At 68.3% G+C, this 21,592-nt stretch carries 20 protein-coding genes; 4 read left to right on the top strand and 16 right to left on the bottom strand.

The features are described 5' to 3' along the window. The first annotated feature begins 10 nt into the window (after positions 1–10). The 4 genes from ACE3TH_RS10390 to ACE3TH_RS10375 all read left to right on the top strand — a co-directional run bounded on the left by ACE3TH_RS10390 (position 11) and on the right by ACE3TH_RS10375 (position 4,807). Positions 11–1,171, top strand: a complete 1,161-nt coding sequence (locus ACE3TH_RS10390; protein ID WP_374599679.1) for an HlyD family secretion protein — start codon at positions 11–13, stop codon at positions 1,169–1,171. Between the two features lie 46 nt (positions 1,172–1,217). After that, positions 1,218–1,625, top strand: coding sequence for a CBS domain-containing protein (locus tag ACE3TH_RS10385; protein WP_374599678.1), 408 nt, complete (start codon positions 1,218–1,220; stop codon positions 1,623–1,625). Positions 1,626–1,704: 79 nt separating this feature from the next. Next, a complete protein-coding gene (locus ACE3TH_RS10380; RefSeq protein ID WP_374599677.1) occupies positions 1,705–2,283 on the top strand; it encodes a hypothetical protein in 579 nt (192 codons plus the stop codon). 91 nt (positions 2,284–2,374) lie between these two features. Then, the gene (locus ACE3TH_RS10375) at positions 2,375–4,807 is read left to right on the top strand and encodes an ATP-binding protein (RefSeq protein ID WP_374599676.1); all 2,433 of its coding nucleotides are present in this window, start codon (positions 2,375–2,377) and stop codon (positions 4,805–4,807) included. Between the two features lie 4 nt (positions 4,808–4,811). Here the strand turns inward: ACE3TH_RS10375 and ACE3TH_RS10370 are convergent, their stop codons facing one another. The 16 genes from ACE3TH_RS10370 to ACE3TH_RS10295 form a co-directional block, all read right to left on the bottom strand. Next, the gene (locus tag ACE3TH_RS10370; protein WP_374599675.1) at positions 4,812–5,318 is read right to left on the bottom strand and encodes a periplasmic heavy metal sensor; all 507 of its coding nucleotides are present in this window, start codon (positions 5,316–5,318) and stop codon (positions 4,812–4,814) included. After that, a complete protein-coding gene (locus tag ACE3TH_RS10365; protein WP_374599674.1) occupies positions 5,315–5,737 on the bottom strand; it encodes a hypothetical protein in 423 nt (140 codons plus the stop codon). The genes ACE3TH_RS10370 and ACE3TH_RS10365 overlap by 4 nt, the downstream gene beginning before the upstream one ends. Then, positions 5,734–6,297 (bottom strand): RNA polymerase sigma factor, encoded by a 564-nt coding sequence (locus ACE3TH_RS10360; protein ID WP_374599673.1) that lies wholly within the window; start codon positions 6,295–6,297, stop codon positions 5,734–5,736. Before ACE3TH_RS10360 ends, ACE3TH_RS10365 begins: the two co-directional genes overlap by 4 nt. Positions 6,298–6,423: 126 nt before the next feature. Then, a complete protein-coding gene (locus tag ACE3TH_RS10355) occupies positions 6,424–7,020 on the bottom strand; it encodes an EF-hand domain-containing protein (RefSeq protein ID WP_374599672.1) in 597 nt (198 codons plus the stop codon). 69 nt (positions 7,021–7,089) lie between these two features. Continuing rightward, on the bottom strand, positions 7,090–9,984 hold the full coding sequence (locus tag ACE3TH_RS10350) for a bifunctional [glutamine synthetase] adenylyltransferase/[glutamine synthetase]-adenylyl-L-tyrosine phosphorylase (protein ID WP_374599671.1): 2,895 nt from the start codon (positions 9,982–9,984) through the stop codon (positions 7,090–7,092). Next, positions 9,981–11,411, bottom strand: coding sequence for an ATP-binding protein (locus ACE3TH_RS10345; protein ID WP_374599670.1), 1,431 nt, complete (start codon positions 11,409–11,411; stop codon positions 9,981–9,983). The genes ACE3TH_RS10350 and ACE3TH_RS10345 overlap by 4 nt, the downstream gene beginning before the upstream one ends. Before the next feature lie 15 nt (positions 11,412–11,426). Continuing rightward, complete coding sequence (locus ACE3TH_RS10340) at positions 11,427–12,098, bottom strand: response regulator transcription factor (protein WP_296165403.1); 672 nt, start codon at positions 12,096–12,098, stop codon at positions 11,427–11,429. A gap of 88 nt (positions 12,099–12,186) precedes the next feature. After that, positions 12,187–13,746: a trypsin-like peptidase domain-containing protein gene (locus ACE3TH_RS10335; protein WP_374599669.1), complete on the bottom strand. Its 1,560-nt coding sequence runs from the start codon at positions 13,744–13,746 to the stop codon at positions 12,187–12,189. Between the two features lie 110 nt (positions 13,747–13,856). Next, positions 13,857–14,360 carry a cytochrome c-type biogenesis protein CcmH gene (locus tag ACE3TH_RS10330; RefSeq protein ID WP_374599668.1) on the bottom strand — a complete coding sequence of 168 codons (504 nt, stop codon included), beginning with the start codon at positions 14,358–14,360 and terminating at the stop codon, positions 13,857–13,859. Further along, on the bottom strand, positions 14,357–16,357 hold the full coding sequence (locus ACE3TH_RS10325; RefSeq protein WP_374599667.1) for a heme lyase CcmF/NrfE family subunit: 2,001 nt from the start codon (positions 16,355–16,357) through the stop codon (positions 14,357–14,359). The genes ACE3TH_RS10330 and ACE3TH_RS10325 overlap by 4 nt, the downstream gene beginning before the upstream one ends. Continuing rightward, on the bottom strand, positions 16,354–16,821 hold the full coding sequence (gene ccmE / locus ACE3TH_RS10320; protein WP_374599666.1) for a cytochrome c maturation protein CcmE: 468 nt from the start codon (positions 16,819–16,821) through the stop codon (positions 16,354–16,356). Before ccmE ends, ACE3TH_RS10325 begins: the two co-directional genes overlap by 4 nt. After that, the gene (gene ccmI / locus ACE3TH_RS10315; RefSeq protein WP_374599665.1) at positions 16,818–17,642 is read right to left on the bottom strand and encodes a c-type cytochrome biogenesis protein CcmI; all 825 of its coding nucleotides are present in this window, start codon (positions 17,640–17,642) and stop codon (positions 16,818–16,820) included. The genes ccmE and ccmI overlap by 4 nt, the downstream gene beginning before the upstream one ends. A gap of 18 nt (positions 17,643–17,660) precedes the next feature. Continuing rightward, a complete protein-coding gene (locus ACE3TH_RS10310; protein WP_374599664.1) occupies positions 17,661–19,004 on the bottom strand; it encodes a hypothetical protein in 1,344 nt (447 codons plus the stop codon). 79 nt (positions 19,005–19,083) lie between these two features. Next, positions 19,084–20,535, bottom strand: a complete 1,452-nt coding sequence (locus ACE3TH_RS10305) for a sensor histidine kinase (protein ID WP_374599663.1) — start codon at positions 20,533–20,535, stop codon at positions 19,084–19,086. Beyond that, the gene (locus tag ACE3TH_RS10300; RefSeq protein ID WP_374599662.1) at positions 20,532–21,212 is read right to left on the bottom strand and encodes a response regulator transcription factor; all 681 of its coding nucleotides are present in this window, start codon (positions 21,210–21,212) and stop codon (positions 20,532–20,534) included. The genes ACE3TH_RS10305 and ACE3TH_RS10300 overlap by 4 nt, the downstream gene beginning before the upstream one ends. After that, on the bottom strand, positions 21,213–21,521 hold the full coding sequence (locus tag ACE3TH_RS10295) for a PepSY domain-containing protein (RefSeq protein WP_374599661.1): 309 nt from the start codon (positions 21,519–21,521) through the stop codon (positions 21,213–21,215). Positions 21,522–21,592: the final 71 nt, after the last annotated feature.

Here is a 21,592-nt window from a genome sequence, read left to right as displayed (position 1 = left end):
AACCTTTCCCATGACCGACACAACGTCTTCAGCCCCCTCGCCAGCATCACCCACTCCGGTCGGCACCGCGCCCGCCCAGAGCCCGCCGGCCTCACCTGGCGCAGCAGGCCACGCCGCATCCCCCAGTACGCCGCCGGGCAAACGCATCCTGGTTTCCGTACTTTTGGGACTGGCCGCGATCGTCGGAGTTCTGCTGGTGCTCTGGGCCTGGCACTTGCCGCCCTTCACCTCGGGCGTACAGCATACCGACAATGCCTATGTCCGCGGTCAGGTGACGGTGATCGCCCCGCAGGTCACAGGCTATGTCACCGAGGTAAAGGTGCAGGACTTCCAGACGGTGAGCGAGGGCCAGGTGCTGGCCACCATCGACGACCGCATCTATCGCCAGAAGCTGGAACAAGCTCAGGCCGCGCTGCATTCGGCGCAGGCCTCGCTCGCCAACTCGGCCCAGACCCAGACGTCCGCTCGCGGCTCCGTCGCCCAGACCCGCGCTTCCATTGCCGGAGCACAGGCCAGTGTGGCCAAGGCCCAGGCGGATCACGAGCGGGCGCGCACGCTGTTTGCCGGTGGCTGGGTTGCCCAGGCTCAGGTCGATGTGACCCGAACAGCGCTTCAGGCCGCGCAGGCGCAACTGGCGGCCGCCCGTGCGCAGGAGGGTATCGCCGAAACCGGCGTAACCTCCGCCGTGGTCAGTCGCGGATCTCTGGAAGCGGCCGTGGAGAACGCCCAGGCGCAAGTGCACTTGGCCGAAATCGATCTGGCCAACACCCGCATTGTCGCTCCACGTGCCGGTCGGCTGGGCGAAATCAGTGTGCGTCAGGGCCAGCAGGTGGCCGTCGGCACCCAGTTGATGGCACTGGTGCCGGACCGCGTCTGGGTAGTCGCCAACTACAAGGAGAACCAACTGCGCGACATCCGCGTGGGTCAGCCCGTGGAACTGTCGGTCGACGCCCTGGGTGGCCGCACCTTGACCGGACGCGTGGAACAGATCGCCCCGGCAACGGGATCAGAGTTCAGCGTCATCCGTCCCGACAATGCCACCGGCAACTTCACCAAGGTGGCCCAGCGCGTGCCCGTCCGCATCGCCCTGGACCCCGGGCAGGACGGCCTGGATCGGCTGAGGCCCGGCCTGTCGGTCGTGGCCCGTGTAGATACTCGCGCGGAACCCTGATCCAGGGCGCGGGTTTTCCAGCCATCGCAATCCGAGGAGAGCCCCGATGAAAGTCCGTGACGTGATGAGCAAGGACGTCCAGGTCGCCCGTCCGAGCGACACCCTGCAGGAGGTTGCCCGGCGAATGAAGGACGGCAATTTCGGCTTCATGCCCGTGGCCGACGGCGATCAGTTGATCGGCACCATCACCGACCGCGACATCGTGGTGCGCGGCCTGGCCTCTGGAGCGGAGACGGCCTCTACAGTCCTCGAATGCCTATCGCGCGACCCAATGACGGCGCGGGCGGACGACGATCTGAAGACCGTGCTGGACGCCATGGCCAGCCGTCAGATCCGCCGCCTGCCGGTGCTGGACAGGAACGGACGCCTGGTCGGGGTGGTGTCGCTGGGCGACCTGTCGACCCGGGTCAAGGAGCGGTATGCGGGCGAGGCGCTGGAGTCGATTTCGCGCTGAAGATTGTCGTCTTAACCTTTTTGCGGAACCGTGTGTTCACGGCTGAACGCCACCCTGCGTGTTCAACAGGGGTGAGATCATGGCGCTCGCACAGTTTCAAAAGGGCCAGACCGTCTGGGTGAAGTGCGTCGGAGCCTGGGCCGAGATCGAAAAGGTCAAGCCGGTCTGGGCCAAGGGTTTCTCCGAGCCAATCCGCGTCACCTATGAGGTCGGGCTGGGACGCGAGTTCCAGGCCAATGAGCTTTTTGTGCCGACGGAGGATGCGTCGTCGGCCGACATGGGTCTTTGGCGGCTAATGCGGGTCCGCAACAAGTGGCAGCAACTTGAAGACTGTGCCCATCATCCCTTTCCCGGCACCTACCCAGTAGTGGTCACCGACCGCATGGATTGGGGCGGCTGGCGCGTGCCCGGCGCGGAATATGACCGTGACCCGGACCATATCGAGTTCCAGGCACGACTGATCGCGGCGGCCCCCAAGTTGATGGTCATCGCCTCGCAACTGGTCGAAGCCGTCGATCATGACCCTGACGATGCGCCTCCCGAAATGGTGCAACTCGCCCGTCAGGCGCGCAGCCTGCTGCAGTCGATTACCGACGTGCTGGCCCGCCCGAAGGTCAAGCCGGCGCGGCGCGAGTCTTCTGAGTCACACGCCGCCTGAAAGCGTTGAGGATCTGTAAACCAGTCCTCGACACGAATCCGCGACGCAGCCTAGATTCCGGCTCTGGTGATTTGGGCTGGGGGATCAACGCTTGCGGAGCACAGAGCGCCGCATAACCGCCGAGGGGCGTCGGGCGACCGACCGTCGTGACGGTGCGCCCGCCTGGTTGCGGGTCGGGATACTGGCTCTCGTGCTGGTCATCGCCTTGGGTATGCTGCTGTTCACGCGTGAAGTCGCCCAGCCCGGCGTGGAGACTGACAATCTGCGTCTGGAGGCGGTGGACCGCGAGGCGCGAATCCTGGCGCTGGAGGTCGAGCGCCTGATCGCGCCGGTCCAGGCCGCCAGCCGGGCCGCGATCCGCTCCGGCCTGTCAGACGCCCAGATCGTCGCCCAGGCCCGCGTGGCGGCTCCCGACGCCAGCTTCGCGATCGTCGCGCTGTCCGGTCGCGTCGGGGCCACCACAGGAGATCGTGCCGAGGCCTTCGCCGTATCGGACATCAGCCCCGCCTTGGCCAGCGACCGCAAGCACCTGCTGATATCCCGTGAAATGGCGGATGGCCGCCGGCTGGTCGGCCGCGTTCCCCTGCCGTCTTTGCAGCCGCGCGACGGGGCGCAACTGTGGCTGCTGTCCGGGCCGACGACGATCGTGAAGACGTCGGCGCAGGATCTGAACAGTCTGGGTCTGGCCGTCCGACCGATACGCGCGGACGGCCAGGCCGATCAGCTTGAAATCAATGCCAGAAGCGTGCGCCGCATGGCGCTTCCGATTGCAGATACCGACCTGATCGCGGTGGCCACGACCCGCACGGCCACCGGATCGCTGGGGTGGCTGAACGAGGGCTGGATCTTCATCATCCCCGCCGGATTGGGGCTGGCCGTCATCGGCCTGGTCCTTCTGGTCGAGCGCAAGCAGCAGGGCATCAGCAAGGCCTGGGCGGCGTCGGAACAGCGGTTCCGCGGTGCGGTCGAGGCGGCGCGTTGCGGCGTCTGGGAATGGGATACCGAAGCAGAGATCATCACCATCTCGGACTTCATGGCCGGTTTGATGGGGCTCGAAGAGGGCGGCTCCCTGCCCGTCAAGACGGTGCTGGCCCAGATTCATCACACGTATCACGACGCTGTGTTGCACGCCCTGCAACAGGCCCAGATGTTCGGGACCTTCGAGGTCAGCTTTCCCGTGCCCGACGCCAAGGGCAAGGCGCGCTGGATCGACGCCCGAGGCCAGGCGCGCGGCGAACGCGGGGAGACGGGCTTCACCAGCGTGCTGGGTATCGCCCTGGACACGACCGAGGCCCGGCGTTCGAAGGCTCAGGCCCAGGCGGCGGAGATGCGCCTGCGCGACGGTATCGAAAGCGTGTCCGATGCTTTCGTCCTGTTCGACAAGGGCGGCCGGCTGATCCTATGGAACCAGGCGTTTCAGGATGCCTTCGCCTATGGCGAAGGCGTGCTGCGACGCGGTGCGTTCAAACAGGATCTGAACCAGATCGCCGCCCTGGCCATCAAGTCGGACCAGCCCGCCACCGGCGGCCGCGAGGGTGCGCGAGAGATTGAGCTGAACGACGGGCGCTGGCTGCAACTGATCGAGCGCCAGACATCGGACGGTGGCTCAGTCGTGACCGCGGCTGACATCACCGCCATCAAGCTAAAGGAGGCCGAGCGTCAGCGGGCGACGGACGCCTTGCACACCACCATCACCGAGCTCGAAGACCGCGAGGACAAGCTGCGCTTGTTGGCCCGCAAGTACGAAGTCGCCATGACCCGCGCCGAGGCTGCCAACCAGGCCAAGTCCGAGTTCCTGGCCAATATGAGCCACGAGCTGCGTACGCCGCTGAACGCCATCAACGGCTTCTCCGAGATCATGGCCAACGAGATGTTCGGGCCTCTGGGGCATGCCAAATACAAGGGTTATGCCGCCGACATCCTGAAGTCAGGCCAGCACCTGCTGAGCCTGATCAACGACGTTCTGGACATGGCCAAGATCGAGGCCGGCAAGGTCACCCTGCACTATGAGCGGGTGTCGCTGAAGGAGGTTGCGACCGATGCGGCCCTGCTGATGCGCGGCAAGATCGAGGAGGCTGGCCTGAAGCTGATCATCGACGCGCTCGACCTGCCGACCATCGAGGCGGATCAGCGGGCGCTGAAGCAGGTCATGCTGAACCTGATCTCCAACGCCGTGAAGTTCACGCCCGAAGGTGGCGACATCGTCGTGGCGGTGTCGCAACTGGACGACGAGCGTTTGCGCGTGGCGGTCACCGACACGGGCATAGGCATCGCCGCCAAGGACTTGAGCCGACTGGCCCAGCCCTTCGAACAGGTCGAAGGCCAGCATTCCAAGACCACGCAAGGCACCGGCCTGGGCCTGGCCCTGACCAAGTCACTGATCGAACTGCACGGCGGCAAGCTGGTCATGCAGAGCGAGCCGGGGCGCGGCACGACCGTCAGCTTCGATGTTCCGATCAAACGGCCTGTGGCGGCAGGCACATCCGCACAGGCAGCCTCACCAGCCCAAGCCCGCGCCGCTTGAAACCTTAGCTGGTTGGAGCCGCGACCGGACGGTCCCCGGCGGGAGCGCCAGGTCGGGTCCGGTCCCGTCGCTTTTTCAGGATCTCGGCCAGCACCACGCGGTCCTGCCCTTCGACCGTGGCCAGCAGGGCGACCGTGTCGCGTTCCATGCGTGCACGACCGCGCTGATCCGCAGCCCGCGACTCGGCCAGCAGGGCCGTGAGCCGCTCCGGATCGAAATCCTTTGTGGCGGCCATGGCGATGGCCTCCCGACGACGATCGCGGGCCATCTCGAAGTCGGGACGCGCCGCCAAGGCCGATGCGCGCATGGCGGCACGGACACGCGGGCGCTCTTCTGGCGAAAGGCGGTCAAACAGACGTTGGGGCGAGCCTTCGCGCGGAGCCCGCGTCTGGGCCTCGACTTGCTGGGCGATCCGCGCCTGCGAAACATACAGCGTCGCGCCCGCGCCGAGCGCGAACAGGTTCAGCGCCACAGACACGCCCAGGGCAATCTTCAGCCCGCGCGACGTCATCCCAAGACCTCCGTGTCGTCCACGCCGACCAGCATGGATTGATACAGCACGGCATCGGCCTGGGCATTGGCCGTAAACTGATCGGTCAGAACTACGCCAGCCACCACGCCGGCGCAGGCTGCGGCCGCCCAACCCGCGCCCATGGCCAGGCCCAGCCGGTTCCGCCAGGTCTTGCGACCCTGACGCACAGCGGCCGCCGCTATCACGCGATCCCGCAATGCCGCCGACGGCTGTAGCGGGCGGGAGGCGAACAGAAGGGCGTCCAGGCCATCCGCGTCGGCCAAGGCCTGTCCGACGAGCTCCGGATGCCGGGCTGCGAACGCTTCTGCCGTCGCACGCTCGGCCTCGGGCCAGCGTCGGCGGTCTGCGCCATAGGCTTCGGTCAGGGCGATGAATCGCGCCGGGGTCATGGTCGTCATGCTCCTTCGGCTCCCGGCCGGATGTCGGCCAGGGCCAGTCTCAGTGCCCGCCGCCCACGCGACAGCAGGCTTTCCAGCGCGTCCACGCTGATGGTCATCAAGGCGGCGGCCTCGATATTGGTCAGCTCCTGATAATGGCACAGCACGATGGCCTCGCGCTGGCGGTCGGGCAAGCCAGCGAGGGCCGCCTCGACCCGCGCCCCGGTCGCCGCCGCCATCAGGCCACGATCCGGGGCCGGGCCCTCGTCGACGCGTTCCGGCAGAGTATCCGTCGCGACCTCGCGCCGCCGGCGTAGCCGGTCGTAGCAGAGGTTCAAGCCGACTCGGTGCAGCCAGGTGTCGAACCTGGCCTGTCCCGGCGTCCAGCGCGGTGCCTGTTTCCAGGCCCTGAGCATCGCCTCCTGCGCCACGTCTTCGGCCTCGGCGGCATCGCCCAGCATGCGGTGGGCGAGCGCCAGCATGCGCGGCAGCTTGCGCGCCACCAGCGCCTGAATGGCCGCCGGATCGCCCTGACCCACGCGGCGCACCAGATCTTCATCGGGGTCGGCGGTCAGCGCCAATCCGGCCTCATCGGTTCGCTCCCGCCAGACCGCTGTTCTGGACCAGAATCCTGATCCGGGTCGAGCCGAAACACGCGCCGGGGCGGCGAGTTGCATCACAGCGCGGATCGCCGCCCCGGCCACGGCTTACTCGGCCATCGGCGCGGCGGCCGGCGCAGGCGCGGCCTGCCGCGCGGCACGACGCTCGGTCATGCGGGCCCGGCGCTCGCCCCTAACCGCCTGGCGTTCGGCGGCGGTGACGACGCCGTTGCCATCGGCATCCATACGGGCAAAGGCCTGCTCGGCCTTGGTGCGGGCTTCGGCGATCACCACCGGACCACGGTCGGCCATCCGCGCAGCGCGCTCGCCACTGCGACCGTCCCGCGGACCACGCATCCCGGCGCGCTCTGAACGCGAGCCGCGGCCCGCGCGAGCTTCGCGGAGGGCATCAAACTCCGCCCGGCTGATGGACCCGTCGCCGTTGGCGTCCATGCGATCAAAACGGCTGTCCGAACGCTCAGCTCGCTTGGCCCGACGCGCGGCCTGATGCTCCTCGGCCGTGACGGTGCCGTCATTGTTGGCATCGGCCGCGGTCAGGCGTGCGATGCGAGCATCGACAAAGGCCGCCCGGGTCATCTCGGCCTGGGGTCGTGCGGGGCGATTGGCCTGCTGCGCCATGACGCCTCCGGCCAAGGCGGCAAAGGTCACGGCGACCATGCCACCGATCACGATTGTCTTCGTCATTCCGGTCATCTCCTGAAACCGCCGCAGCGGTCGGGTCGCCCTGTCAGGAGATCAAACGCGGCAGTGTCGTCATTCCGTCGCGACGGGTGGGAGCGCACGATCGAAGGCCTCGCGTGCCTGCTGCCGGACTTGCGCCAACCGTTCGGTCAGAGCCTCGAAATGCGGGCATCCCGCCGCGTCCGCCAGACGGCGACGCAGGCCGGCGGGTTCCTGCGACGGGTCCGGGCGTTCGTCGAAGGCGGCACTCAGCAGCTGGCTCAACCCCTGCTGCAACCGCCAGGCCTCGGCCAGGGCCGGGTCGCCGGACAGGGCTTTCAGTGTCGAGACGGTCAGCGCCTCGCCCTTCGCCGCTGCCGCCAGTTGCCTCACCTGAGCTACGAATTCCGCATCGACCTGACCGCCGGGTGCCAGCTTCAGGTCCCACGCCCCCTGCCCCGGGCGCTCGCGGCTCATCAGATCGCGCATGCGGCGGGCGTCGGCGGCGACATCCACGCCAGGACGGGGCCGTCGCAGGATGTCGCCCAGGGCCTGGGTCACTCGCTCTCCGAACTCAGCATCGCTGGCCCAGACAACACGGGCGCGGGTCAGGGCCATGAACTCCCATGTGTCGGCCTCTTCCGCATAGTAGTCGATCAGGGCCGATAGCCTGAGCGAGACCGGCCCCTTGGCTGCGCCGGGCCGCAGCCGCATGTCGACCTCGTACAGCCCGCCCTCTGCCGTATGCGCCGACAGGGCTGCGATCAGTCGCTGGGTGAACCGGGATTGGAAGACGCCCGCGGCCCATCCCTTGGCGTCGGACACGGCCTCGTCCGGGGCGTCGTAGACGGTCATCAGATCCAGGTCGGAACTGGCCGTCATCTCGCGCGAACCGGCCTTGCCCAAAGCGACGACGGCGACGACGCCACCCGGCAGGCGTCCGCCCTGACGCTGCGTCTCGGTCATGGCAACGGGGGCCAGGGCCGTGATGACGGCATCGGCCAGGGCGGCGTGGGCGCGGCCCGCCTCCTCAGGATCGATGCGACCGGTCAGCACCTGGACGCCGATGCGGAACATCTGGTCGCGGTGCAGGCGGCGCACGGCGTTCATGGCCGCCTCGAAATCGTCTGCGGCGCGGGCCTCCTCGGCCATCTGGTCGAACAGGCCGGTGTTGACGCCCAGCGTCGTCTGGAACCGCGCATCCAGCATACTGTCGAGCGCTGCGGGGTAACGCCCCAGCGTCCGCGCCAGCCGGGGCGCAAAGGCCAGCAGTCCCAGCACCAGATCGAACAGCTTCGGCTGGGCCAGGAACAGCGCCTGGACCTGAACGCCGCTGTTCAGGCCCGAGAAGAAGACGGCGAACCGCCGAAAGGCGGGGTCAACGGCACCCGGGTCGTCCTGAAACAGGTCCGCCAACTGGGTCAGCAGGCGCGGGGCCAGACGGGTGAACAGTTCGCGTCCCCGGGCACTGCGGGTCGCGGGGATGCGGCCGTGGTGCCAGCTGCGGATCGTGTCGGCGACGCTGGCGGGCTCGGCAAACCCCATCCGGCCCAGAGTGGCCAAGGTCTCCGGATCGTTCTCCACCCCGGTGAAGACCAACGAGCCATAGGAGGACGACAGTTCCTCCTCGCCTTCGAACAGCTCGCCATAGCGGGTGTTGACCCGGACCAGCAGGGTCTCGACGTCGGCGTCGAAGGTGGCCAGATCGCCCTCTCCGGCCAGGGCCGCGACCATGGACCGGCGTACCGGGTCGATCGGCAAGCTGTGAGTCTGTTCGTCGTCCAGCATCTGGACCCGGTGTTCCAGCCCGCGCAGGCGGACATAGGCCGCGGTCAATTCGGCGCAGACCTCGGCGCTCACATGGCGCGCGTCACGCAGGCGGGCCAGGGCATCTACCGTGCGCGGACTGCGCAGGGCGGGGTCGCGCCCGCCCAGGATCAGTTGCTGGGTCTGGGCGAAGAATTCGATCTCGCGGATGCCGCCACGCCCCAGCTTCAGATTGGCCCCGGCGGCCTCCAGGCCCTCGCCGGTCTTGTGGACGTGGATCTGGCGCTTGATCGACTGGATGTCGAGGATGGCGGGATAGTCGAGGCTGCGCCGCCAGATGAAGGGCACCAGCGCCTTCAGAAACGCCTGCCCTGCCCCGATGTCGCCCAGCATGGCGCGCGACTTGATGAAGGCGGCCCGCTCCCAGTTCTGGCCGACGCCCTCGTAATATGACAGGGCAAACGGTGTGGCGACGACCGGCGGGGTCGAGGACGGATCGGGCCGCAGCCGCAGATCGACGCGGAACACATAGCCGTCCCCCGTCCGCTCCTGCATCAGGGTCGCCAGGGCCGCAGCCATGCGGTCGACGAACCGCTGCGGCTCCACCCCCTCGGCCAGGGCGGGGATCAGGGCGTCGGGGTCCCAGAACAGGCTGATGTCGATGTCGGAGGAATAGTTGAGCTCGAACGCGCCATGCTTGCCCATGGCCAGGCCGAACAGGCCGGGCACGGGTCCGCGTGAATCGTCGGGCGGCGAGACCAGCTTGCCGCGCTCACGCTGATCCTGCGCCACCGCGCGCAGAGCCGCCTGCGTCGAGGCATCGGCAAACCGGCTGAGTGCGCCCGTCACCTGATCCAGGTCCCAGACCCCGCCGAGGTCGCACAGGGCGGTCAGCAGATGAAGTTCGCCCTTGAGACGCCGCAGGGGCGCACGAACCTCGTCCGCCCCGTCGGTCAGGGCGTCGGTGCGGGCCAGAAGGGCGTCGAGCGCCTGATCGGGCGCGCTCTCCAGCAAACTCCGCAGGGTCTCCGGCCATTTCCGGGACAGACCGAACAGATAGGGAGCAGCCGCAAAGACCGGAGCGAGAGCAGGCCAGGCGGTCTCGAGCGTCGCGGCCCAGCCGCCTTCCTTCGCAGCCTCCGACAACCGCTCATGCGCACGCCCGGCGGCCTCGGCACTGACCACCGGTCCGCACGCATGCAGGCTGTCCGCCAGCCTCATCCGCCCGCCGCCGGAACCACCAGGGCCACCCGCAGGCCGGGGCCAAAGCCGTTATAGACGCCAGGGCCTTCGTCCAGCTGGATGCGCCCGCCGTGCGCCTCCATGACAGCGGCGACCAATGACAGGCCGAGGCCCGACCCCGCCTCGGTGCGGCTGTTGTCCAGGCGCACGAAGCGTTCGGTGACGCGGTCGCGGTCGGCCTCCGGCACGCCCGGCCCGGTGTCGGTGACCGAAAACTCGATCTCGCCGGACGAGCGCCGTCGTGCCCTCAGCATCACGGCGCCGCCGGTCGGCGTGTATTTGATGGCATTGTCGATGATGTTGGCCAGGGCCTGGGCTAGGAAGGGCTGGTTGGCCTCGATCATGAGGCCGCGCTCGATCTCGGCCGAAAACTCCAGCCCCTTGTCCTCGCTGGCCGGTTCGTACAGCTCGGCCATGTCGGCGGCCAGGTCGGCGGCGTCGAACAGTTTCGGGTCCGGCGTATGGCCCGCCGCTGCCTGCAGGCGGGCGATGGCCAGCACGGTGTTGAAGGTCTTCAGCAGGCTGTCCGCTTCGTCCAGGGCCAGCTGGACCGCGTCGACGCCGTCGATCTTGCCCGCCTCGGCATCCATAAGGGCGACCTCCAGCTTGGCCCGCATGCGCGTCAGGGGCGAGCGCAGGTCGTGGGCGATGGCGTCGCCGGCATGCCGGATGGAGGCCATCGACCCCTCCAGCCGGTCCAGCATGGTGTTCAGCCCCTGGCCCAGCTCGTCCAGTTCGTCGCCGTTCGGACGCACGACGGCCCGCACCTTCAGATCGCCCTCCTGCACGCCTGTGACTACCGTCTGGAGCCGCCGCATCGACCGCTCCAGATTACGGCTGATCAACAGACCACCCGCCAGACCCAGCAGCAGGACGATCCCCATCGCGCCCCACAGGGCCTGGGTCAGGCGCGCCAGATAGGCCTCCGTGTCGCCCATCGACTGGCCGACGAACAGGATTTCACCGCCCGACAGCCGCACCTGAACCCCCAGCGATTCCGGCCGCGTCACCCGCCCGCTGGCGTCGGTGTCGGTATAGCGGAAGGTGTCCCACGTCGGTGTCGCCCCGCCGTCGCCCGTGCCGCGCGGCACGATGTCGATGGGCGTCTCGGTCAGGCTGCCGGTTATCAACGCCCCTTGCGGGTCCATCAGCATGTACAGATACGAGCCGCCCGTAATCGTGCGGTCCACCAGGGCGGCGTTCAGCGCATCCAGCCCGCGCAGCCGGTAGATGTCGGTCAGCACCGTCAGCTCGCGCGTCACTTCGTCCTGGGTCCGGGCCCGCGCCTCGGACGCCGAGGCGACATAGACCCAAGCCAGGATCGCAGCCGCCGCCGCCGCGAACAGGGCGAGGAACAGCAGCGTCAGCCGGAAGGGCGTGCGGCGAAGGAGGGAAGGAAGTTTCATCAGACGCTGCGGCGCTTACGCCTCCAGCCGATACCCCGCCCCACGCACTGTCTGCAGCATGGCGTGGTCGAAGCCCTTGTCGATCTTGGCGCGCAGGCGGCTGATGTGGACGTCGATGACGTTGGTCTGGGGGTCGAAATGGTATTCCCAGACCTTCTCCAGCAGCATGGTGCGGGTCACCGACTGGCCGGCGTGACGCATCAGGAACTCCAGCAGCTGGAACTCGCGCGGCTGCAGGTCGATCTCCTTGCCGGCGCGGTGCACCTCGCGGCTGATCAGGTTCATCTCCAGGTCGCCGACCTTCAGCATGGTGGCGACGCTGCCCGTTTCGCGGCGACGCGACAGGGCCTCGACCCGCGCGATCAGTTCGGAAAAGGCATAGGGTTTGACCAGATAGTCGTCGGCCCCGGCCTTCAGGCCCGTGACGCGGTCGTCGACCTCGCCCAGGGCCGACAGGAACAGGACCGGGGTCTGGTCGCCGTCCTTGCGCAGGGTCTCGACCATGCCGATCCCGTCCAGGCGCGGCATCATCCGGTCGACGACATAGACGTCATAGCCGCCCTTCTGCGCCTCCAGCAGGCCGAAGGCCCCGTCTACGGCATGGGTCGGCTCGTGCCCCGCCTCGGTCAGGCCCCGAACCATGGCGGTCGCGGCCTCGGCATCGTCCTCGACGACCAGAATGCGCATGATGAAGCCCCTCCGAAAACAGATTCGCCGCCGATGTTAGCGCATCGGCGGCGAACCCGTGAGTTAAGGCTTGGACAGACTTCGTGCGTCAGTCGTTCGAGAGTGGCAGGACGATCTGACCCGGCCCCTGTTGGCTGCGCAGGAGCAGGAAGATGCCCGGCCGGTTCGACGCACGCACGCCTTCGACGGCGGCCGCAAGCTCGGCGGGAGTGGTCACGACCTTGTTGTCCGCGCGAGTAATGACAATGCCGGCACGCAAGCCTTCCTGAGCCGCAGCCGAGCCTCTGGCGACGTCGGCGATGACGACGCCGTTGACCGTATCAGGCACCTGATAACGCTGGCGCAGCGTGGGCGTGAGCGCGGCCACGGTCATGCCCTCGACGACCTGACCAGCTGCCGCTGGCGGCTGACCGGGCGCAGTTGCGCCGCCTGAATCCGAGTTCATGGCGAGTAGTTCGGTCTCTGACGGACGAGTGCCGGCGCGAACATTCAGCGTCTGGCGACGGCCGTCGCGGATGATCTCCAGTCGGATATTCTCGCCGGGGCTGACGCGCGCCACTTCACGCGTCGCCTCGGTGCTGCCGTCGACAACGGTGCCATTGACGCTGACCATATAGTCACCGACGCGAAGGCCGGCTTCGGCCGCGGGCGCGCCGGGCGTCACATCAGCGACATAGGCCCCCTTGAAATCAGCGGGCAGGCCCAGAGCGCGCCATTCCGTCCGGCTCAATGTCTGCAGCGTCGCGCCCAGATAGCCGCGCGCGATCGTCTCGCCGCGCATCAGGCGATCCGTGGTGGGCTTGGCGACCGAGGCGGGGATGGCAAAGCCGATGCCGACCGAGCCCCCGTTCATGCCGGGCGAGATGATCGCCGAATTCACGCCGATCACACGACCGTAGATATCGAAGGTCGGTCCGCCGGAATTGCCGGTGTTGATGGCCGCGTCGATCTGGATGTAGTCGGTATAGGGGGTGCGGCGGTCCAGGCTGCCGCGACCCAGGGCCGAAACGATACCCGCCGTGGCCGTGCCTCCCAGGCCGAACGGATTGCCGACGGCGACGACCCAGTCGCCCACGCGCGGCTGGGCAGACTCTTCGAAGGTGACGAAAGGATAGTCGGAGCCATCCACCTTGATGACGGCCAGATCGGTCGCCTCGTCGCGGCCGACGACGGTCGCCTCGATCTCGCGACCGTCGGCCAGCTTGACCGTGATCTCGGTCGCATCCTCGACCACGTGGTTGTTGGTCACGATGAAACCATCGGCGGAGATGAAGAAGCCCGAGCCGGCCCCGCGACCGCGCACGCCACCGTCTTCATCCGGTTGGGCATTGGGGTTGGGAATGGCGAAGGGCAGCCCCGGAATCTGGACCAGGCTGTCGGCGGCCGTAGCTTCACGCCGCGTCTCGACCTCGATCTGCACCACGGCGGGCGAGACCTGGGCGAAGATGTCGGCGAAGCTGAGGGGGGCACCCTGCGGCGGGGCGAAGGCGACGCCATTGGCCCCGGCACTGGCATTGAGCCGGCCCGAGACGCCCGCAACGGGCCCGGCCTCTGCCGTCGGCCAGTCGATCACCCCGCCTGCGGTCGCGGCGGCGGCGAAAAACAGGCCCGCGACGGCCCCCAGCATGAACTCCTTACGCTTCATCATCGACAGCCTTGTCTTCCCTTAGGCGAACGCGGATGCGCCCGCTCAGTGTTCAGTCAGAAGCGACAGCCTAACCGACTGTCCGCATGGAGCAATCCTGCTTCCATGAAACGCTAGTCGTTGGACGGCTTTGCGTCAGGATCGCGGCGAACGGCCTCCTGCTTCAAAATATCACTGAGGCGCGCGTCCTCTTCCGGTGTGAGAGCCGCGACCTCGACCGGATGCCGCCTACCACGCCACAGGATCAGCGCCCCCGCCGCCAGCATCAGGATCAGCGGACCAAACCACAAGAGCCAGGTCCCGCCCCGCACCGGCGGCTTGAACAGGACGAAGTCTCCATAGCGCCGCACAAGATCCTGGCGAATCTGCTGGTCGCTGGCCCCATCGGCGATCTGGTCGCGCACAAGGCCGCGCATGTCGCCGGCGATGCCGGCCGGGCTGTCGGCAATGGCCTCATGCTGACAGACGACGCAGCGGATGTCATCGAACAGGGCTTGGGCGCGGGCTTCCTGGGCGGCGTCCGGCAAGGGCCGGTCGGGTGCTGGCGGCGGCTCCTGTGCCAAGGCGGGTGCGGCGAATGCGAAGCACATCGCGCCAATGAGCAGAATCCGCTTCACGCCTTCACCGCCTTCGTCGGTGTGCGCCGCCGGCTGACCCCGACCCTCAGCCGCCGGTCGAACAATGACAGCGCGCCCCCCAGGGCCATGATCGTCGGCCCGAGGAAGATCAGCCGCGCCCAAGGATTCCACCAGACGCGCACATTCCAGGCGGCGGCTCCATCGGACGCCCGCGCCCGCTCCCCCAGCACCACATAGACATCGTCCAGACCCCGGAAATCCAGCCCGACCTCGGTCGTCGTCTGCCCTCCCGCCGGGAAGAAGCGCCGTTCGGCGGTGACAGTCGAGGGCGAACGGCCGTCGGCGCGGTCGACCGTCAGACGCCCTTGCTCGGCCAGATAGTTGGGGCCTTCGACCACCTGCACCGCATCCAGACGCACGATCCAAGGCCCAGCCTCGATGGACTGGCCGATGGCCAGGGGGCGCGCGGCCTCCAGCCGGTATCCCGTCTCGACCACCGCCCCCAAGACGAAGACGCCCAGACCCGCATGGGCCAAGGTCATGCCCCAGGCTCCCAGCGGCAGGCCACGCGCGCGCCGCCAAGTCTCGGCCACGGATACGCGGAACAGCCGCACCCGCTCGGCCCATTCCGCCAGACTGCCCAGGATCAGCCAGCCACCCAGGCCGATGCCGAGTGCCGACAGGGCCTTCTTCGGCTCGAACGCCATCCAGCCCGCGAGCGCGACCAACAGCGCCAGCCCTGCCGCCACGATCAGCCGCTGGCCCACGCCCTTCAGATCGCCTCGCTTCCACGCCAGCAGGGGCCCGGCGGGCAGGATCAGGAAGGCCACGGCCATCAGGGGCGTGAAGGTCAGGGCGAAATAAGGCGGCCCAACCGAAATGGTCGCGCCGGACATCGCCTCCAGCAGCAGGGGGTATAGCGTGCCGAGCAGCACCGTCGCCGCCGCCGCTGTCAGGAACAAGTTGTTCAGCACCAGCGCACCCTCGCGGCTGACCGGCGCAAACAGTCCGCCCCCCTTCAGCCGGGGCGCGCGCCATGCGAACAGGGCAAAGGCCAGCCCGGCCGTGACGCCCAGAATGGCCAGCAGCATCAGGCCGCGTTGAGGGTCCACCGCGAACGCATGCACGCTGGTCAGCACGCCCGACCGCACCAAGAACGCCCCCAGCATGGAGAAGGTGAAGGCCAATAGCGCCAGGAAGGTCGTCCATCCGGCCAAGGCTCCGCGCCGTTCGGTCACCACGGCGCTGTGCAGCAGGGCGGCGGCCGCCAGCCAGGGCATGAAGCTGGCATTCTCGACCGGGTCCCAGAACCACCAGCCGCCCCAACCCAGTTCGTAATAGGCCCAGAAGCTGCCCAGCCCGATGCCGACGGTCAGGAAGGCCCAGCTGGCCAGGGCCCAGGGCCGCACCCAGCGGCCCCACGCAGGCCAGAAGCTGGAGTTGGGCCGGCCCTCGATCAGGGCCGCGACCGCCAGCGAGAAACAGACCGACAGCCCGACATAGCCCGCATAGAGCAGCGGCGGGTGGAAGGCCAAGGCCGGGTCCTGCAAGAGTGGATTCAGCGATGCGCCCTGGAACGGGGCCGGGTTCAGTCGCGCGAACGGGTTGGAGGTGAAGACGGCAAAGGCGATGAACATCACCCCCAGCGCGCCCTGGGTGGCGACGGCCGTGGCCTTCAGTCCAAACGGCAGGCCGCGCGCCCGCGCCAGCACCGCCCCAAACCCGGTCAGGACCAGACACCACAGCACCAGCGAGCCTTCATGGCTGCCCCAAGCTCCGGCGACCTTGTAGAGCATCGGCTTGTCGGTGTGGCTGTTGGCCGCGACATTGGAGACCGAAAAGTCCGAGATCACGAAGGCGAAGATCAGGACGGCGAAGGCCAGAGCCACCGTCAGCGCACTAGCCAGGGCCGCACCCTCGGCCGCACCGGCCAGCACAGGACTGCGCCGCAGCCGCCCGGCGACGGCGAAACCCGTCTGCAGCACTGACAGCACGAGCGCCAGGATGAGGGCGAAGGCCCCAAGCTCTATAATCACGGCTGGCTAGCCTCAGCGGGCCGCCATTCGCCGGTCTCCTTCAGGCGGTCGGAGACCTCGCGCGGCATGTAGTTCTCGTCGTGCTTGGCCAGGACCTGGGTGGCGCGGAACGTGCGGTCGGGCAGAAACGCCCCCTGCGCCACGATCCCCTGCCCTTCGCGGAACAGGTCAGGCAGGTCGCCGCGATAGACGACGCGCGTGGTGGCGACATTGTCGGTGACGGCAAAGGTCACCTCGCCGGGCCCGGGATTGGACACGCTGCCCGCCTCGACCAGCCCGCCCAGACGCACGACACGACCCGCCGGGGCCTTTTCCACCGTCGCCTCGGAAGGTGAGAAGAAGAAGGTGACGCTGTCGCGCATGGCATACAGCGACAAGCCGACGGCGAGGGCCAGAATGGGCGCGACCGCCGCCACGACCCACAGCCTGCGACGCGCCTTAGGCGATTTTGGTAACCAGCTCATCGTGCAGAGCCCTCTGCGGGCAGGCGACGTTCCAGATCGGTCCGGCGTGGATCGGCCGGGTCCAGCGCGGCGATCAGCGGCAGCCACATCTGGCGCACCAAAGCAACGTCGCCCCGCGTCAGCGCCGCCTCGCCGAGGAAATAACGGGCCCCCAGCTGGTCTTGATCGCGACTCAGCGATTCCCGGAACGCGGCTTCCGCATCGGCACCGACGATGCCGCCATTGGCCCGCACCAGGCTTTCACCCAGACGTGCCCACGCCTGGGCGTCGTTTGCATCCAGTTCCAGCGCGCGTCGGAAAGCCGAGGCGGCCGCCAGTGGGTCATTGGCCTCGAACCGCGCCGCGCCAAGCATCAGCAGGGCCTGGCGGTCATCCGGTCGGTCACGCACGACGCGGGCGACGACGGCGGCGATCTGTGGTGCCTCCAGCGTCTCGGGCGAGGTCGCCCATTCGTCGACCCGGCTCTCGAACCCCTGGTCCGGTAGACCCGGCGTGGCGATCAGAAAATACAGCCCCAGCGTCGACGCGACGGCCAGCCCGATGCCGCCCAGCACCCAGGTCCGGTCCTGCCGCCCGGCCACGACAGGTGCGGTCTGCCGCTCCGCCGACAGGATACGTCGTCCGGCCTCAGCCCGCGCAGCGGTCCAGCCCGCCGCGTCCAGCAGGCCACGATCCTTCAGTCGATCCAGTTCGGACAGTTCGACGGCGGCCGCCAGCGTCTCGGCCTCGCCCGCCACATCGGCCCCTCGCCGCGCGGCGCTGAGCACCAGCAGGCCCGCAAGCGCAGCAACCAGCGCCGTCATGATCCAGAAAACCGTCATTGTGCGCCGTTTAGCCGATCAGGCGGCGTCGGACGAGGCCTTCTCGGCAGGTGCGACGCCGTCAGCCACCGCGACCCGCCGCCGCACGGATCGCGCCACATCATTCGCCTCGATCAGGGCCAGCCAGGTCGCGGCGCGCTTGATCTGTTTCAGGGCGCGCGGCCTGTCCTCGACCTCGCCGGCATTGACCAGGGTCAGGGCCTCGTCGGCATAATCGGTGAGCCGCTCGGTCAGGCCCTCGACCAGCCGCTGGCGCTCGGCCTCGCAGCCGAAGACGGGTGCCGTCTTGCGCAGCGCCGCCACGAATTTCAGCAGGGGACCGGCAGCGTCCGGACCCGGCGTCGTCTCCACATCCAGCCGGGGTGTGCGACGCGTCATCCGCCCGGCCAGCGGCGTCCGGGTCATGGGCAGGCCAGCCTCGACTGCCGTCTCGGTCGCCCTGATCAGATTGGACAGGGTCCCGCCGACCGACTGGCGGGTCTTGCGCATGACCTGCCCCCATTCGCTGTAGGGTTCGGGATCCAGCACGACATCCACCTCGGCCAGGACAGTGGCGCACCAGTCCAGATCGGCCACGAGGGCCTCCAGCCCGGCCATGTCGCGGCCGGGACGAAAGGCGTTGATCCGCCCGGCCCGCGCCTGCATCGCCGCCATCAGGCGGTCGACGAAGATGCCGAACTCCGACCCGCTCATCAGAGAAGCCGAGGCCGCCGCGCCTGAAACATGGGGCAGCAGGCGCAGCACCAGCACCGCATCGTCCATGTGCGCGAACAGAATGTCGATCAGCGCGCGCGGCCCCTCCGGACTGACGGCTTCCGCATCGCGCAGCACCAGCCGAAGCGCGGCCAGTTCCTGATCGTCCGGTCGCTTCAGCCAGGCCTCCAGTCCGGTCACCGCCCGCCGCGCCACGGGCAGCAGGTCCAGACACAGGATGAGGTTTTCCAGCGGCTCGACATAGGCGTTGGGCCACAGGTCGTCGGCCCGGTTGCGCGCCGCATTGGCCGCCGCCATCCCTAGCCGCTCGGCGACCAGCGCGGCCTCCGCCTCGCCCCCGTCCAGCCGCGTCAGAAGTTCGGGCTCAGACGCGCGCGCCATGGCCCAAAGCCGCTCCAGCACCACCGGTGGAAAGGTCAGGGCCTGCACCCCATCCGGGCGCGGCCGGAACATCGGCATCAGGGGGCCCAGCACGCGGCGCTTGCGGTTACGCTCGCGCAGTTCAACGCCGATCATGACGGCCAGCGCCTCTGCCGTCTGGCCGGGCATGGCTCCGACGGCTGTTGCGACCTTGCTGAGGCGCACGTCGTTCAGCCCCGACATCAGGGACCGCAAGCCTTCGCGCTGGGCATTCGTCAGCCCGGACATACTGTAATCCCGAGAGCCAGGGTCGGTGCAACCTGTGCCGTTCTGACCCGGTCGGGTTAAAATTCACTGTCGAGACGGGTCACAGTTCGGCGCTGGGCAGCTCCAGCAAAACCTTCAGCCCGCCCATATCGCTGTCGCCCAGGGTGATCCGGCCGCCATAGGCCCGGGTCAGCTCGACCACGATCGACAGGCCCAGGCCCGAGCCCGGCGTGGTCTCGTCCATGCGTGCGCCGCGTTCCAAGGCCGCCTCGCGCTGATCGGCGGGCAGGCCGGGGCCGTCATCCTCGACCACCACCACCATCTGGCCCAGGCCGGTCGGACCGGCCGAGACGCGGACCCGACGCTTCGACCATTTGGAGGCGTTCTCCATCAGATTGCCCAGGATTTCCTGCAGGTCCTGTCGCTCGCCGCGGAAGGCGAGGTCGTCGGGTGCACGCCAGTCGATCTCGACACCCTTCTCTTCGAACACCCGCTCCAGCATGACCGCCATCTCGTCCAGCACGTCGCCGATGGGGGTGCGTTCGCCCAGGCTCTGGGCGCGGGCGGCGGCGCGGGCGCGGCGCAAATGATGCTCGACCTGGGCCTTCATGATCTCGGACTGTTTGCGCACCAGATCGGGCAGCGCCCCGGACTGGCTGCCCGCCTCGGCCAGCATGACCGACAGCGGCGTCTTCAGCGCATGGGCCAGATTGCCGACATGGGTGCGCTGGCGCTCCACTGTCTCCTGATTGGCGTCCAGCAGGCGGTTGACCTGTTCGGCCAGGGGCTGGATCTCGACGGGATAGTGCTGGACGATCCGCGCCGCGCGACCCTTGCGCACATCGGCGATCTCGTTGCGTAGCCCAAACAGGGGGCGCAGGCCGATCTGGACCTGAAGGAAGACCGCCGCGACCAGACCCAGGCCCAGGATCAGCAGGGCGATCCAGGTGACGCGGGCGAACTGGCGCGTGTCGGCATCCACGTCGGAGCGATCGATAGCGGCGATGAAGACGACCGGCCGCGTGCGACCCGGCAATTCCTTCATGCTGGCCGCGACGCGCAGGGGCTCGCCCTTGGGCCCGATGTCGTCATAGCTGATGACCTGACCCCTGGCGTCCGCCAGCCGGTCCGGCAGTTCGGCTGGCACGGTCAGCTCACCGACCGGCAGGGAGGCCGAGCGCGACAGGAAATGTACCTCGCCGTTGGGCCGGACCTCGGCCACGACCCAGTATTTTCCGGACAGCAGACGCTGGGTCCGGGCATCGCCAATGGGGCGGGTCACGACGCTGAAATCGGTAGCGTTGGTCGCCACCACCGTCTCGTCGATGGTATCCAGCAGGGTGGCGCCCAGTCGCCGCAGGGCCGATTCCTGGAACTGGGACGTCAGGACATAGCCGGTCAGGACCAGGGCCACGACAATCCAGGCCGAAGCCAGCCAGATCAGACGGCGCGTCAGCGACCGCCCGGGGCGCCCGAAATAGCGGCCCCAGGTCCGGGGTTCGGCAACCGGCTCCGACGTCGGTTCAGCCCCCTGATCGACGGCTGGGCTCACGCCGTTTCGGACTCACCCGCCAGCGGCGTCAGGCGATAGCCTAGACCGCGCACCGTCTCGATCCGGTCGGAGCCGATCTTCTTGCGCAGACGACCGACGAAGACCTCGATCGTGTTGGAATCGCGGTCGAAATCCTGATCGTACAGGTGCTCGACCAGCTCGGTGCGGCTGATGACCCGGCCCTGATGCATCATCATGTAGTGCAGCAGGCGGTACTCCAGCGAGGTCAGGCGCAGGGGCTCGCCATTGACCGTGGCACGGGCCGCGCGCGGATCGAGCCGCAGGCCACCGCAGGACAGGGTCGCAGACGCGATCCCGGCCGAGCGACGCAGCAGGGCACGCAGCCGGGCCAGCAGCTCCTCGGTATGGAAGGGCTTGGTCAGATAGTCGTCGGCCCCGGCGTCGAAACCCGAGACCTTGTCCGACCAGGCCCCGCGCGCCGTCAGGATCAGCACCGGCGTCGTCTTGCCGTCGCGCCGCCAGCGTTCCAGCACGGAAACGCCGTCGATCTTGGGCAAGCCCAGGTCCAGTACGACCACGTCGTAGGGTTCGGTGTCGCCCAGGAAGTGCGCCTCCTCGCCATCGGCGGCGTGATCGACGGCGTAGCCGGCGTCGCCCAGGGCGGTCTTCAGCTGACGCGACAGATCGACGTCGTCTTCAACCAGCAGAACACGCATTCAGCCTCCTCCCGCGCGGCCCGTGCGGGCGTCGACGCTGATATCGAAAATCCGCCCCTCGGGGCTCTCGAAGCGAAACACATAGGTGCCGCCTCCGGATGCCATGGTGCCGACAAAACGGGCGCCGCGCGCCCGGCTGCGCGCTATCGAAAGGGCCTCCCCCGCGCTGATAGACGGCCGCTCGCGGTCGCGGTCCTGCGATTGCTCGCGATCGGGCCCGCGCCCGCGCCCACGATCCTGCGCCGACGCCTCCGACAGAGGGGCCCAGGCCATGAGGGCGGCAGCAGCGATGACGAAGATCCGTGACATGACGGTGTGATTAGGCCCCAGGCTCTGAACGATGGCTGAACAGCCAGTCTAGACAGATTTCACCGTTTGCG

The sequence above is a fragment of the Brevundimonas sp. genome (assembly GCF_041919755.1).
Taxonomy (GTDB): domain Bacteria; phylum Pseudomonadota; class Alphaproteobacteria; order Caulobacterales; family Caulobacteraceae; genus Brevundimonas.
This window is presented reverse-complemented; position numbering and strand designations above follow the sequence as displayed.